The sequence below is a fragment of the Nonomuraea sp. NPDC004702 genome (genome assembly GCF_053601695.1).
This window is the reverse complement of sequence record NZ_JBSGCE010000044.1, coordinates 1-13,823: the sequence shown is the minus strand read 5'-3', so window position 1 is coordinate 13,823 and position 13,823 is coordinate 1. Positions and strand designations below refer to the sequence as shown.

The 13,823-nt window shown below is 71.9% G+C and carries 15 protein-coding genes; 9 read left to right on the top strand and 6 right to left on the bottom strand.

The window, feature by feature from the left end:
- Nucleotides 1-396: 396 nt before the first annotated feature.
- The 3 genes from ACWEJ6_RS38245 (at nt 397) to ACWEJ6_RS38235 (ending at nt 2,883) form a co-directional block, all read left to right on the top strand.
- Nucleotides 397-936 carry a GNAT family N-acetyltransferase gene (locus ACWEJ6_RS38245; protein ID WP_452430212.1) on the top strand — a complete coding sequence of 180 codons (540 nt, stop codon included), beginning with the start codon at nt 397-399 and terminating at the stop codon, nt 934-936.
- Nucleotides 937-2,050: 1,114 nt separating this feature from the next.
- Nucleotides 2,051-2,686: a sigma-70 family RNA polymerase sigma factor gene (locus tag ACWEJ6_RS38240; RefSeq protein ID WP_090930520.1), complete on the top strand. Its 636-nt coding sequence runs from the start codon at nt 2,051-2,053 to the stop codon at nt 2,684-2,686.
- Nucleotides 2,683-2,883, top strand: a complete 201-nt coding sequence (locus ACWEJ6_RS38235; RefSeq protein ID WP_452430210.1) for a hypothetical protein — start codon at nt 2,683-2,685, stop codon at nt 2,881-2,883. Before ACWEJ6_RS38240 ends, ACWEJ6_RS38235 begins: the two co-directional genes overlap by 4 nt.
- On the opposite strand, the gene ACWEJ6_RS38230 is transcribed toward ACWEJ6_RS38235, so the two are convergent.
- A complete protein-coding gene (locus tag ACWEJ6_RS38230) occupies nt 2,844-3,221 on the bottom strand; it encodes a DUF5319 domain-containing protein (RefSeq protein WP_090930411.1) in 378 nt (125 codons plus the stop codon). The genes ACWEJ6_RS38235 and ACWEJ6_RS38230 overlap by 40 nt on opposite strands.
- Before the next feature lie 39 nt (nt 3,222-3,260).
- Nucleotides 3,261-4,271 (bottom strand): helix-turn-helix transcriptional regulator, encoded by a 1,011-nt coding sequence (locus ACWEJ6_RS38225; protein ID WP_352318691.1) that lies wholly within the window; start codon nt 4,269-4,271, stop codon nt 3,261-3,263.
- Nucleotides 4,272-4,706: 435 nt separating this feature from the next.
- Between ACWEJ6_RS38225 and guaB the strand changes: the two genes are divergently transcribed.
- The 6 genes from guaB (at nt 4,707) to ACWEJ6_RS38195 (ending at nt 10,657) form a co-directional block, all read left to right on the top strand.
- On the top strand, nt 4,707-6,188 hold the full coding sequence (gene guaB / locus ACWEJ6_RS38220; RefSeq protein ID WP_452430207.1) for an IMP dehydrogenase: 1,482 nt from the start codon (nt 4,707-4,709) through the stop codon (nt 6,186-6,188).
- Between the two features lie 4 nt (nt 6,189-6,192).
- Nucleotides 6,193-7,314 carry a GuaB3 family IMP dehydrogenase-related protein gene (locus ACWEJ6_RS38215; RefSeq protein ID WP_352362831.1) on the top strand — a complete coding sequence of 374 codons (1,122 nt, stop codon included), beginning with the start codon at nt 6,193-6,195 and terminating at the stop codon, nt 7,312-7,314.
- Between the two features lie 195 nt (nt 7,315-7,509).
- Nucleotides 7,510-8,721 carry an RNA polymerase sigma factor gene (locus tag ACWEJ6_RS38210; RefSeq protein ID WP_452430204.1) on the top strand — a complete coding sequence of 404 codons (1,212 nt, stop codon included), beginning with the start codon at nt 7,510-7,512 and terminating at the stop codon, nt 8,719-8,721.
- A gap of 1 nt (nt 8,722) precedes the next feature.
- Nucleotides 8,723-9,409 carry an SDR family oxidoreductase gene (locus tag ACWEJ6_RS38205; protein ID WP_452430202.1) on the top strand — a complete coding sequence of 229 codons (687 nt, stop codon included), beginning with the start codon at nt 8,723-8,725 and terminating at the stop codon, nt 9,407-9,409.
- Between the two features lie 40 nt (nt 9,410-9,449).
- The gene (locus ACWEJ6_RS38200; RefSeq protein WP_452430200.1) at nt 9,450-10,226 is read left to right on the top strand and encodes a phosphotransferase family protein; all 777 of its coding nucleotides are present in this window, start codon (nt 9,450-9,452) and stop codon (nt 10,224-10,226) included.
- A complete protein-coding gene (locus tag ACWEJ6_RS38195; RefSeq protein WP_452430197.1) occupies nt 10,223-10,657 on the top strand; it encodes a GNAT family N-acetyltransferase in 435 nt (144 codons plus the stop codon). Before ACWEJ6_RS38200 ends, ACWEJ6_RS38195 begins: the two co-directional genes overlap by 4 nt.
- Here ACWEJ6_RS38195 and ACWEJ6_RS38190 read toward each other — a convergent pair.
- The 4 genes from ACWEJ6_RS38190 to ACWEJ6_RS38175 all read right to left on the bottom strand — a co-directional run.
- Nucleotides 10,647-11,471 carry a class II fructose-bisphosphate aldolase gene (locus ACWEJ6_RS38190; protein WP_452430195.1) on the bottom strand — a complete coding sequence of 275 codons (825 nt, stop codon included), beginning with the start codon at nt 11,469-11,471 and terminating at the stop codon, nt 10,647-10,649. The two genes, ACWEJ6_RS38195 and ACWEJ6_RS38190, sit on opposite strands and share 11 nt — an antisense overlap.
- A gap of 10 nt (nt 11,472-11,481) precedes the next feature.
- Nucleotides 11,482-12,384 (bottom strand): 1-phosphofructokinase family hexose kinase, encoded by a 903-nt coding sequence (locus ACWEJ6_RS38185; protein ID WP_452430193.1) that lies wholly within the window; start codon nt 12,382-12,384, stop codon nt 11,482-11,484.
- The gene (gene nagA, locus ACWEJ6_RS38180) at nt 12,384-13,517 is read right to left on the bottom strand and encodes an N-acetylglucosamine-6-phosphate deacetylase (protein WP_452430191.1); all 1,134 of its coding nucleotides are present in this window, start codon (nt 13,515-13,517) and stop codon (nt 12,384-12,386) included. The genes ACWEJ6_RS38185 and nagA overlap by 1 nt, the downstream gene beginning before the upstream one ends.
- On the bottom strand, nt 13,514-13,823 hold a 310-nt coding region (locus ACWEJ6_RS38175), incomplete at its 5' end, for an SIS domain-containing protein (protein WP_452430189.1). The genes nagA and ACWEJ6_RS38175, both read right to left, overlap by 4 nt.

Here is a 13,823-nt window from a genome sequence, read left to right as displayed (position 1 = left end):
CCCCGCGCCCGTACGGCCCGCCCGGTTCCCTCCGGCGCGGGCCGTCGGTTTTCCACGGCCCGTTCTTGGTCTCGCCGGTGTGGGCCGTCGGTTTTCCACGGCCCGTTCCCGGTCTCGCCGGTACGGGCCGTCGGTTTCCACGGCCTGTTCTTGGTCTCGCCGGTGCGGGCCGTCGGCTTTCACGGCCCGTCCCTGGTCTGGCGGATGCGACGGGGTGTTGCAGCACCTGATCAGTTACCGGCCGCAGCCGGCCCAGCGACGGTGCGCACTCTCGGTGTCTTCGGACGCCGGGCGTTCTCCGAGCGGGCCGGACCAGCCCGCTCGAAGGATGCCCAAGCAGGGGCGCTTTCGGCGATCTTCATGGCATCCTTTCGAGACATGCCCCCTACTCCGCCTGTGTCGGTCGAACTGTCCACGGCGAAGTTCGTCCTCCGGCCGCCAAGTACGGCGGACGCTCCGGAGGTCCTGCGCCTTGCCAGGGACCCGGACGTGCTCCTCTGGAATCCCCGCTGCCGTATCGAGGACGAGGTCGCAGCCGTTGCGGACTGCCTCAAGGGCGCCGATTGGTCAGACGGGACGCACGCCACGTTCTCGATCCTCGACGCCGAGTCCGGGCGCTACGTCGGCACCATCGCGCTGCATGGGCTTGACCTGGAGAACGCTCAGGCCCGAATCGGATACCGGATCGCGCCTTGGGCACGTGGCCGTGGCGCCGCCACCGCATCCGTCCAGGCGGTCACGACATGGGCGACGTCCACGCTGCAGCTTGAACGGATCGTGCTCACTCATGCCGTCGAGAATCACGCCTCGTGCCGGGTGGCGCAGAAGTCGGGGTTCGTGCTGGAAGGTGTGATGCGATCAGCGAAGAGGTTCGGTGACGGCCGGCTTCACGATGAGCACCTTCATGCTGTCCTGGCCGCAGATCTGGTCTCCTGATCATCCTTCACCCGCCCGGCTACCGGGTCGGTGTGCCAGGGGTTCGGTGAGGCGCTCGCTGATCACGACCACGGGGTGCTGTGGCGGGCTGGCGCTGGCGGGCGAGGCGGTGCGGGTTGCGCGTGGCGCGACCGGCGTGCAGCGCCTTCGTCAGTTCGCGTCACGCTCCCCGCGCCTTGGACGTTGAGGGCTTGGTGGATGGTCTCCTGGCACGCGTGCGTCTCCGGTCGCTCGGGAAGGCTCGGCGCAGGCTCTGGATGACCTGCTCTGGGCTCCAGCGCGTGTGCAGGTGCTCGTGAGGTAGTCCCGTAACTCCGGGTTCTGCCCGTTTTTGCTGCGGTTGGGGCGTGGGGTGGGTGCCGCGCGTCGGCGCCGGCCTGGGGGCACGCGGCCGGTGCTCGCCGTTGCCGCGGTGCCGGTTGCGGTGGATCTCCTGGCTGACGGTCGAGGGCGCGCGCCCGAGCTTCCGTGCGACCTGGGGGAAGCGCCATCGATGTGATCGGCAGTGCCCACGTGCTTGCCGGTCGGGTCGCGGCCGTTACGGCATCGTCGGCCGGGTCGGGAGCTGATCCGGCGATCCGGCGCGCCCCTGGTTGCTCAGACCCTGCTGCGCGAGCCGCAAGCATGCGGTCCGCTCACGGAAGGCGCACTGCGACGACCAATCGAAGCACAGCAGCTTCGGTAGGCCGTTGGCCTCTCTCGGTCCGGTCCTGATCCGCCGACAGGACGTCTCGGCCCCTTCGGTGCGGACCGTTGGCTTCCAGAGGGCGCACCGAGGGCGGGGGCGGGCCCCGGGGGCGGTGGGTGGGGCGGGCGGGTAGCGGAGACGGTGCTGGTGGGTTTCGGGTGGTGGGAAATGTGGCTGGGGCTTACGGGGCGGAAGGGGGTGGGTGCGGGGGAAATTGGGGGAAGAGGTGGATTATTGGAGTAAACCGGCAGTGCCGGTTAAGCGTCGGGGTCTGGCAATTGTCGTGCATTTCGGCTTATGGCGTGAAACATTATGTCAGCTCATCCGGCTTAGTGTGGTCGGCTGATTACTGCTAGTTATCGTCGCTTCAATGTGACCAATCCGTAGCCGTTCGCCATGGGGACAGGCCCGATCAGTGCGGGCATCATGCCTATCGTGAGCGAGGGAAGCGTCGCCGACGCCAAAATTGGGGTAAGGCTCGCGTCGAGACTTCCGGCACGGACGGATGACTCCGACCTTAGGGAACTGACGAGCCTCGCCGTGCAGGGAGATCGCAGTGCGATCGAATCCCTGCTCGGGGAGTTGCGTCCCATGGTGGTGCGGTATTGCCGCGCCAGGCTGGGCAGGGTTTCAGGGCAATATCACATTGCCGATGACGTAGCCCAGGAGGTGTGCATCGCGGTGTTGTCCGCGCTGCCGCGATACCGGGACATGGGGCGGCCTTTCGCGTCCTTCGTGTTCGGGATCGCCTCGCACAAGGTGGCCGACGCGCTGCGCAGTTCGGTGCGCTCGGCCGTGCCCACCCAGGATCTGCCCGACGGGCCCGACGACGGCCCGGGGCCCGAGGAGACGGTGGTCCGCTACATCGAGGTCGAGCACGCGCGCAGGCTGCTGGCCAGGCTGCCCGACAACCAGCGGGAGTTGCTGCTGTTGCGGGTGGTGTCGGGGCTGTCTGCCGAGGAGACCGGTAATGTACTCGGCATGTCACCAGGTGCGGTCCGCGTAGCCCAGCATCGGGCGCTGGCCAGGTTGCGGCAGATGGCCGAGCTGGAGTCGGCTTGACGCCGGAGGACGAGCTCCATGCGCTTCTCGGGGCCGACGACCTGCTCAAGACCGACGAGCTGCTCGACGCGGTCGCGCGGGGCCGGGCGCGGGACTCGTCCGACCCTGCGGTGCGGTTGCTGGGCGCGCTACTGAACGATGTCTCGGAGGAAGTCGATCAGCGGCGCTCCTCCGTGTCGATGACGCCGTCGACGTAGCCTCGGGCGTACTCCCAGCTGACGTAGTCGGCGGGGTCGGGGTGGAAGGCCGGCTCGTGCACCTGGGGCTGGCCTTTCTCGATCATCTGGCGAAGGTTGCCGCGCAGCAGCTCCCAGTCGAAGAAGTGCTGCTCGCCGCACTCGGGGCAGTCGAGCACGAGGCCCAGCACCCCCTGCGGTTCGAGCAGGGAGCGAAAGACCTCGACGTCTGCCAGGTCGGTGATGGCCTCGTCGCGCTCGGCCGCGGTGAGTGGCTCGGCGTCGTCGAGAGCGCCCATCGCCGAGGACGGGTCGTTCGGGTCGTCCGCGAACGGGTCGCGGGGGACGTCTTCCAGCACCTTCCCACCATATGACCGAAGCGGCCCCGGCGGAGAGTATTAGCTGAGCCATCCCCGTCTGGCGGCCTCCACGCCGGCGTGGAAGCGCGACTGCGCGCCCAGCTCGGCCATGGCGTCGGCGAACCTCGCCCGCACCGTACGGACCGAGACGCCGAGCTGGCGGGCGATGGAGTCGTCGCACACGCCCTGCGCGGCCAGGCGGAGCACCTGGACCATCCCGTCGCCCCTGCGTCCCCAGGGCAGCGGCACGGCCCGGCCCCAGAGCTCCTGGAACAGCGAGCGCAGCATGCCGACGACGATCGGCGTGCGCACCAGGTAGAAGTTGTAGGCGTGGTCGGGCAGGTTGCCGCCCCACAGCGCGGGCAGGCCGGCGACCTCGGGCCCGGCCGTCATGAACCAGCTCGGCACCCGGTCGAGCGTGCGCACCTTGCCGCCGGTGTCGAGGAGCCGGGTGAGCTGCTCGCGTACGCCCGGCAGGCTCAGCGTGGAGACCGGAATGATCGCCTGAACGGTAAGAAGTTGCCGTTTTTGCGCATCAATCCATGGGTCCGCAAATTTACGAACAAAATCTGCCATTGTGCGCTCGTCCGGGATTGCGGTCAACAACTCCATGGGCGGCGATTGCACGGCTATGCCGACGACGCTCTCGTAGAGGACGTCCGCGCCGTTCACCATCTCCACCGGGAATGTGCCGCTCTGATAATCGCGGCCGGCGTCGTAGTCGTGGATCAGGCCGCGGATGGAGCCGAGCGCGGAGTCGATCCTGCGGCTCTCCTCGGCCAGCCGGTCGAGCCGCTCGGCGATGACCCGGCCGAGCGCCGCCGCCGGGTGCCTGGCCAGGTACTCGCCGGACTGCTCGTCGACCACCCCCAGCCTGACCAGGTCGTCGAGCTGGCGGCCGACCTTCTCGACGGGGCCGTCCATGGCCTGGGCGAGATCGGTGCGCGTGGCCCTGTGCAGGCGTAGCAGCGCCGTGTAAAGGGCGGTCTGCGCCGGGTCGAGGCCCAGCGTCTCGAAGGGCTCTGCGACGCGCCTGGGCTGATTACGCATTATGGGCGGCTCCGTCGGGGGGACACGGGCGTGCCGCGAGGATAACCCCGTACCGCCTGCGTGTCCGGGGCTTGCCGCGGAATCATCGGCGGAACGTGCAACTTCGTGCAATTGCACGTTTTCACATTGCGTCGTGCCGTTGAGTGACGCAGGCTTTACCTAGCGTCGGCACCCTGAAGCGGGGCCTTGCGGCAGCCGCCATCAGGACGCGGAGGGGGGTTCGGTGGCGTGAACACGCCGCCTGGCCTGGGTGCCGGTGGCCGGGGGATGGGGCGGATCACCGACCGTCCCATCCCCCTGCACTTTGCGCGTTCCGGACGGCGAGGCCGGGCGCACGACGGGGCGTGGGGCCGTCGTGCTCCCGGCTTCGTTGCGTTTTGGAGGCAGGCCCTAGACTTAGGTCAATCAGCGCAGAGGTCAGGAGGGGGCCGAGGCATGTCCAAGTTCACCGAGATGGGTTTGACCTTCGACGACGTGCTGCTGGTGCCCGGCTACTCCGATCTCCAACCAGGTGAGGCCGACACCAGATCCCGTCTGTCACGGGACATCACGCTGTCCATCCCGCTCGTCTCCGCGGCCATGGACACCGTCACCGAGGCCCGCATGGCGGTCGCCATGGCGCGCCAGGGCGGCATCGGCATCCTCCACCGCAACCTGTCGGTCGAGGAGCAGGCCCAGCAGGTCGACCTGGTCAAGCGGTCCGAGGCCGGCATGGTGACCAACCCGGTGACCTGCGGCCCCGACGACACGCTGGCCGACGTCGAGCGGCTGTGCGCGACGTACCGGATCTCCGGCGTGCCGGTGACGGACGTGGCGGGCACGCTGGTCGGCATCGTGACCAACCGCGACATGCGCTTCGAGACCGACCAGAGCCGTCCGGTGCGCGAGGTCATGACCAAGATGCCGCTGGTCACCGCGCCGGTGGGGGTCTCGCGCGACGACGCGTTCGCGCTGCTGCGGCAGAACAAGATCGAAAAGCTGCCCCTCGTCGACCCCGACGGCAGGCTGCGCGGCCTGATCACGGTGAAGGACTTCACCAAGAGCGAGCAGTATCCGCTGTCCACCAAGGACGCCGACGGCCGCCTGCTGGTCGGCGCGGCCATCGGCGTCGGCGGCGACGCCGAGCTGCGGGCCAAGGCGCTGATCGAGGCCGGGGTCGACGTCGTCGTCGTCGACGTGGCCCACGGTCACTCCAAGGGCCTGGCCGACATGATCGCCAAGCTCAAGGCCAACAGCAAGGTCCAGGTCATCGGCGGCAACATCGCGACCAGGGCGGGCGCCCAGATGCTGGTCGACGCGGGCGCCGACGCGGTCAAGGTCGGCGTCGGCCCCGGCTCCATCTGCACCACCCGCGTGGTGGCCGGCGTGGGCGCGCCGCAGGTCACGGCCATCCACGAGGCGTCCAAGGCGTGCGCACCGGCCGGGGTGCCGGTGATCGGCGACGGCGGCCTCCAGTACTCCGGCGACATCGTCAAGGCCATCGCGGCCGGCGCCGACACGGTCATGCTGGGCTCGCTGCTCGCCGGCTGCGAGGAGTCGCCCGGCGAGCTGATCTTCATCAACGGCAAGCAGTTCAAGTCGTACCGGGGCATGGGGTCGCTCGGCGCGGTGCGCAACCGCGAGCGCGGCGGCACCTCCTTCAGCAAGGACCGCTACGCGCAGGCCGACGTCGGCGGCGACGACAAGTACATCCCCGAGGGCATCGAGGGGCAGGTGCCCTACCGCGGGCCGGTCGCGGCCGTCGCCCACCAGCTCATCGGCGGTCTGCGCCAGGGCATGTGGTACGCCGGCTGCCGCACGATCGAGCAGATGCACACCGACTGCGAGCTCATGCCGATCACGGCAGCGGGCCTCAAGGAGAGCCACCCCCACGACATCCAGATGACCGTGGAAGCTCCGAACTATCACAGAAGGTAAGTTCATGACTCAGCAGGTGGAGATCGGCCGGGGCAAGACCGGGCGGAGGGCGTACGCGCTCGACGAGATCGGGCTCGTGCCCTCGCGACGCACCCGTGACCCGGAAGAGGTGTCGATCGCCTGGCAGATCGACGCCTACCGGTTCGAGCTGCCCGTCGTCGTCGCCCCCATGGACAGCGTGGTCTCGCCCGCCACCGCGATCGAGATCGGCCGGCTCGGCGGCCTGGCCCCCCTCGACCTCGAAGGGCTCTGGACGCGCTACGAAGACCCGTCCCCGCTGCTGGAGGAGTGCGCCGCCCTCGACGCCGCGGCCGCGACCCGGCGGCTCCAGGAGATCTACGACGCGCCGATCAAGGAGGAGCTGATCGGCCGCCGGATCGAGGAGATCCGGGCGTCCGGGGTGACGACGGCCGTCCGGCTGTCGCCGCAGCGCACGGTCCAGTACCACAAGGCCGTGATCGACGCCGGCGTGGACATCTTCGTCATCCGCGGCACCACCGTCTCGGCCGAGCACGTCTCGGGCCGCGCCGAGCCGCTCAACCTCAAGCAGTTCATCTACGAGCTCGACGTGCCGGTCATCGTCGGCGGCTGCGCCACCTACACCGCGGCGCTGCACCTGATGCGCACGGGCGCGGCGGGCGTGCTGGTCGGCTTCGGCGGCGGCGCCTCGCACACCACCCGCAACGTGCTGGGCGTGGCCGTGCCGATGGCCACCGCGATCTCCGACGTGGCCGCGGCGCGCCGCGACTACATGGACGAGTCCGGCGGCCGGTACGTGCACGTGATCGCCGACGGCGGCATGGGCACCTCGGGCGACATCGCCAAGGCCATCGCGTGCGGTGCCGACGCCGTCATGGTGGGCTCGCCGCTGGCCAGGGCGTCCGAGGCCCCCGGCCACGGCTTCCACTGGGGCTCCGAGGCCCACCACCCCGACCTGCCGCGCGGCCGTCGCGTGGAGTTCGGCACGGTCGGGACGCTGGAGCAGATCCTGCACGGCCCCTCCAGCGTGGCCGACGGCTCGATGAACCTGATGGGCGCGCTCAAGCGCACGATGGCCTCCACCGGCTACTCCGACATCAAGGAGTTCCAGCGGGTCGAGGTCGTGGTCGCGCCGATCCAGCGCTGAGGCGGCGGCTGACCGACGTCTGCGACGGCTCCCGGGGGTTGCGACCTCCGGGAGCCGACTGCTTTCCGGGGCCCTCACCGGCCCGCCGGAGCCGGCTGCTTTCCGGGGTTCCGCCGGCTCGCGGTGTCGAAACGGGACACCGCCGTTCGTGTAGGACGTGCAAGGTGACGCGCGTGTCGGCGAGGTGGTTGCAGGATGTCCGATCAGGTCGAACAGGCCTTCCGGGAGGAGTACGGCCGGGCGGTGGCCGTGCTCGTCCGCGTGTTCGGTGACATCGACGTCGCCGAGGAGGCCGTGCAGGAGGCGTTCGCCATCGCGCTGCGGCAGTGGCCGCAGGCCGGCCCGCCGCCGAGCCCGGCCGGCTGGATCATCACGACCGCCAGGAACCGGGCCGTCGACCGGCTGCGCAGGGAGTCGGGCCGCCACGACAAGTACGTGCAGGCGGCGCTGCTGCACGCCAGGGACGAGCCCGTCGAGGAGGGGCCCGTACGGGACGAGCGACTGCGCCTGATCTTCACCTGCTGCCATCCGGCGCTCGCCCCGCACGCGCGGGTGGCGCTCACGTTGCGGCTGCTCGGCGGGCTGACCACGGCCGAGATCGCGCACGCGTTCCTGGTGCCCGAGGCGACCATGGCCCAGCGGCTGGTCAGGGCCAAGAGCAGGATCCGGCAGGCGGGGATCCCGTACCGGGTGCCGGCGGCGGCGGACCTGCCGGACCGGCTGCGCGCGGTGCTGGCGGTGATCTACCTGATCTTCAACGAGGGTTACACGGCCAGTTCGGGCGAGCGGCTGGTGCGCGAGGACCTGTGCGCGGAGGCCGTCCGGCTCGGCCGCCTGCTCGCCGAGCTGATGCCGGACGAGCCCGAGGTGTGGGGCCTGCTGGCGCTGATGCTGCTGGTCCAGGCACGCCGGGCGGCGCGCACCGCGGGCGGCGGCGAGCTGGTGCCGCTGCCCGAGCAGGACCGCGCCCTGTGGGACCGCGCGCTGGTCGAGGAGGGGCAGGCGATCGTCCGGCGCTGCCTGCGGTGGGGGCGGCCGGGGCCCTACCAGGTGCAGGCCGCGATCAACGCCGTGCACGGCGATGCGGCGAGCGCGGGGGAGACCGACTGGCGGCAGATCGTCCAGCTCTACGACCTGCTGCTGACGTTCACGCCGGGGCCGGTCGTGGCGTTGCACCGCGCGGTGGCGGTGGCCGAGGCGGAGGGCGCCGAGGCGGGGCTGGCGCTGGTGGAGGGGCTGGAGGTGACAGGCTATTACCTGTTCCACGCCGTACGGGCCGACCTGCTGCGGCGGCTGGGACGCGACGAGGAGGCGGCGCGGGCGTACGGCGAGGCCATCGCCCGTGCGGGCAACGAGGTCGAGCGGGAGTTCCTGCGGCGCAGGCGCGCGACGTTGAGGGGGACGTGAGATGGACCGGGTGTGCGTGGTCACGGGGGCCAACCGGGGGATCGGGCTGGAGGTGGCCAGGCAGCTCGCGGCGGCGGGCGACACGGTGGTGCTGACCGCCAGGGACGAGCGCAAGGCCGTCGAGGCGGCGGCCGGGATCGGGGGAGAGGTACTGGCGCGGCGGCTCGACGTCGCCGACGAGCGGTCGGCGGCCGAGCTGGCGCGGGAGCTGGAGAAGACCCACGGGCGGGTCGACGTGCTGGTCAACAACGCCGCCATCCACTACGACACCTGGCAGCGGGCCTGCGACGCGGACCTGGGCGTGGTGTCGGAGGCGCTGGAGACGAACCTGCTGGGCGCCTGGCGGGTCACGCTCGCGCTGCTGCCGCTGTTGCGCGGCAGCGCGCACGGCCGGATCGTCAACGTCTCCAGCGAGATCGGCTCGCTGGCCTCGATGGGCGGCGGCACGCCCGCGTACACGGTGTCGAAGACGGCGCTGAACGCGCTGACCAGGATGCTCGCGGCCGAGCTGCGCGGGGACGGCATCCTGGTCAACGCCGTCTGCCCGGGGTGGGTGGCGACCGACATGGGCGGCCCCGGCGGGCGGCCGGTCGCCGAGGGCGCGCGCAGCGTGTTGTGGGCCGCGGACCTGCCCGACGACGGGCCGACCGGCGGCTTCTTCCGCGACGGCGAGCCGCTGCCCTGGTGACGGGCGCCGGCTCGTAGGGCAGGCCGTATCCTGCCGTAGCATGGCCGATCTCGTGCACACCCACGTCCTCGACATCGACGGCGACGTCGTCACCAAGCGCTACGTCGACGGCAAGGAGGGCGCGGCCGAGCGGGAGTGGCGGGCGCTCACTCTGCTGGCCGAGCACGCGCCGGACCTGACCCCGCGGCCGATCGCCTTCGAGGACGGCGTCGTCCGCATGACCAGGATCGACGGCGTGCCCCTGCGCGGCCTGGCGGCCGGGGAGGCGCCGCTGACCGCCATGGCCGAGGCGCTCACGCAGCTGTACGAGGCCGTCCCGCCCGGCGTGCTGGCGGCCGTCCCGGTACGCCCGTGGCAAGTTGAGGCGGTCACCGGCCAGGTCATGGAATGGCTGGCCGCCTGGCGCCCCCGCGGTCCGGAGGCCGACCGCGCGGCCGAGGAGGGCCTGCGCTGGCTGGCGGGCTGGCGGCCGGGGGAGTCGGGCGTACGTCCGGCGTTCGGGGCGGGCGACGGCAACCTGGCGAACTTCCTGTGGGACGGCGTCCGGGTGCGCATCGTCGACTTCGAGGACTCCGGGCGCAGCGACCTGGCCTTCGAGCTGGCCGAGCTGTCCGAGCACGTCTCCATGTGGGTGGACGGCGAGGTGGAGATCGCCGACCGGTTCGAGCTGAGCGGCCCGCAGGCGCGCCGGCTGCGCGACTGCCGCAGGCTCCAGAGCCTGGTCTGGCTGTTCCTGCTCTCGCACGACAGCCCGCGCAATCCGCCCGGCACCTTCGATCGTCAGGTCGACAGGGTGCTGCGATCATTGGGGGCATGAGACTGGCGCAGGAGGCCGACAGGGCCGCCGTCGAGCAACTCGTCCATGACGCCTACCAGCCATGGGCCGAGATCATCGGCACCCGGCCGCTGCCCATGGAGGCCGACTACGCGGTCCTCATCGCCGCGGGCCGGGTGCACGTCACCGACGGCCTCGAAGGGCTGGTCGTGCTCATCCCCGAGGAGGGCGCGCTGCTGGTGGACAACGTGGCGGTGCGGCCCGACCTGCACGGCAGGGGCATCGGCCGGGGCCTGCTGGCCTACGCCGAGCGGGAGGCCGCCCGGCTCGGCCTGCCCGCCCTGCGCCTCTACACCAACGTCAAGATGGCCTCGAACATCGCGCTGTACACCTCGCTCGGCTACGCCGAGATCGGCCGGGCCGACCTCGACGGCCGGTCGGCCGTGGTGATGCGCAAGGAGCTCAGCCGGTGAGCACGCCCAGCAGGTGACTCACCTCGCGGGCCACGGCGTCGCGGCCCGCGTTGAGGTATTTGCGGGAGTCGACCACCCGCTCGTCGTGGGCCAGGTAGTCGCGTACGGCCCGGGTGAACGCCTTGTTCAGGTGGGTGGCGATGTTGATCTTCTTCATGCCGTTGGCCACCGCCTCGCGCAGCACGTCGTCGGGCACGCCGGACGAGCCGTGCAGCACCAGCGGCACCGGCACCGCCGCCCGCAGCTCGGCGATGAGCTCCAGGTCGAGCACGGCGTCCTTGGTGGTCATGGCGTGCGAGGTGCCGACGGCCACGGCGAGCGCGTCGACTCCGGTCCTGGCGACGTAGTCGACCGCCTCGTGGGGCTTGGTGCGGGCGCCGGGCGCGTGCACGCCGTCCTTGCCGCCGACCTCGCCGAGCTCGGCCTCCACCCAGACGCCGCGCTCGTGGCACCAGGCCGCCACCTCGGCCGTGGCCGCCACGTTCTCGTCGTCGGGCAGGGCGGAGGCGTCGAACATCACCGAGCCGAGGCCCAGCGTCACCGCCTCCTCCACCAGCGCGCGGTCGGTGGCGTGGTCGAGGTGGACCGCGACCGGCACCTCCGCGCGGCGCGCGACGGCCAGCGTGGCCAGCGCGACGGGTTCGAGCGCGCCGTGGTAGCGCACGCAGTTCTCGCTGATCTGCAGCACGACCGGCAGGCCGAGCGCCTCGGCGCCGGCCACGATCGCGGTGGCGTGCTCCAACTGGATCACGTTGAACGCGCCCACCCCTGCGGGGGACTGCCGGACGATGTCGCCGATTCCGGCGAGGGCCATGACGAGCTCCTTACGTGATGACGATCTGGGGGTGTATGTCGGCGTAGACCTCGCCGTCGAAGTCGCCGGCGACCGGCGCGGCCACGGCGGCCGCGCCCAGCGCCGCGGCCCGCCGCAGCCGGTCGGGCCACGGGGAGCCCTCGACCAGGCCCAGCGCGAGCCCCGCGACCAGCGAGTCGCCGGCCCCGGTCGGGTTTCCCCGCACGGTGTAGGGCATCCGCGCCCGGAAGGTGCCCTCGCCCGTCACGGCGAGCAGCCCGTCGGCGCCCATGGAGACGACCACGGCCTCGGCCCCCCGCTCGCGCAGCGCCTGGGCGCCCTCCTCGGGGGTGCCGCCGGGGACCGCCCTGGCCAGCTCCTCGGCGTTGGGCTTGACGACGGCCGGACGGCCCCCCGGCGCGTGCCGCAGCGGGTCGCCGTCGGCGTCGACGATGGCCGGCACGCCCGCGCGGGCGGCGACGGCGGCCAGCGTCGCGTAGAAGTCGGCGGGGACGCCGCGCGGCAGGCTGCCGGAGACCACCACCGCGTCGGCCCCGGCCAGCAGCGACCTGTAGTGCTCCACGAACGCGGCCAGCTCGGCCGCGCTCACCTCGGGGCCGGGCTCGTTGAACAGCGTGGCCCCGCCCGGCTCGGAGACCACCAGCGTGGTGCGGGACTCGGCGGCGATGCCGGTCAGCGCGGCGGGCAGCCCCGCGGCTTGCAGGTCGTGCTCGATCGCGCGACCCGTGGGCCCGCCCGCCAGCCCCGTGACCAGGACGTCCTGGCCGAGGGCGGCCAGGACGCGGGCCACGTTGACGCCCTTGCCGCCGGCCCGCCGGTGGACGGCGCCGACCCGGTTGACGCCGTCCCAGGCGACGGACGGGACCTCGTAGGTCACGTCGAGCGCGGCGTTGAGCGTCACGGTGATGATCATCAGGGCTCCGTGATCCAGTCGCCGTTCTTCATCACGCCGTCGACCTCCAGCTCGCCGGAGAGCACCACCAGGTCGGCCGCCTTGCCGACGGCGATCGAACCGATCTCCTCGGCCAGGCCGAGCACCCGGGCGGGGGTCAGCGAGGCCACCTGGACCGCGTCGGGCAGCGACATGCCGAGCTCGCGCACGCCGCGGCGGAAGGCGGCGTCCATGGTGAGGGTGGAGCCCGCGATCGAGCCGCCCTCGACCAGCCTGGCCACGCCGTCGGTCACGCGCACCCGCATGGGGCCGAGCACGTAGTCGCCGTCGCCGAGGCCCGTGGCCGCCATCGCGTCGGTGATCAGCACCGTCCGGCCGGGCCCGGCCACCTCGTAGGCCAGGCGCAACATCGCCGCGTGCACGTGGACGCCGTCGTTGACCAGCTCGACCGTGACGCGCTCGTCCTCCAGCAGGGCGGCGATCGGGCCGGGCGCGCGGTGGCCGAGCTGCGGCATCGCGTTGTACAGGTGGGTGGCGACGGTGGCGCCCGCCTCGATGGCGGCGATCGCCTGGTCGTAGTCGGCGTCGCTGTGGCCGAGCGCCGCGATCAGGCCCTCGCCGACGGCCGTGCGGATCGTGTCGAGGCCGCCGGGCAGCTCGGCGGCGACGGTGACCATGCGCGCGTGCCCGCGCGCGGCCTTGACCAGCCCCGACAGCTCCTGCGGCGACGGCTCGCGCAGCAGGGCGGGGTTGTGCGCGCCGCAGCGGGCCCTGGCGATGTACGGCCCCTCGAAGTGGATGCCCGCCAGCAGCCCCTCCTCGCACAGCTCGGCCAGCGAGGCGGCGGCCCTGGACAGCTCGTCGAGCGTGTCGGTGACCAGGCTGGCCATCATCGTGGTCGTGCCGTGCCGCCGGTGCAGGGCCACGGCGTCGCGGGCCTTGTCCTGGTCGCCGGTGGGGAACGACCCGCCCGCGCCGCCGTGGTTGTGGATGTCGACGAACCCGGGGACGACGTGCTGCCCCCCGAGGCTCAGGCCGGGGCTGGGGGCCGATCCGTGGCCGACATGCGTGATGCGGCCGTCTTCGATGGTCAGCCACCCTTCGTGCACCCCTTCGGGGGTCACGATCCGGGCGTCGGCGAGAGTAAGGCTCATGAAGAAAGGATCACAGATCGCGTGAGGTGCATGGGCTCGTCGGGGTTCAGCCCACGGGCGAAGGCCCGCGCGACCGCCACCCGCTGGGCGCGCACCAGCTCGGCCATGGGGTCGAGGCCGCTCTCGAAGAACGTGCCGCCGGTCGCCTCGACCTGCTCGCGCAGGCCCTCGGGGGCGGTGCCGAGCATCCACGTGACGCGGCCGGGGCCCGCGATGCTGATCGGGCCGTGCCGGTACTCCATCGCCGGGTACGCCTCCGTCCACGACCGGGACGCCTCGCGCATCTTGAGCGCGGCCTCCTGGGCC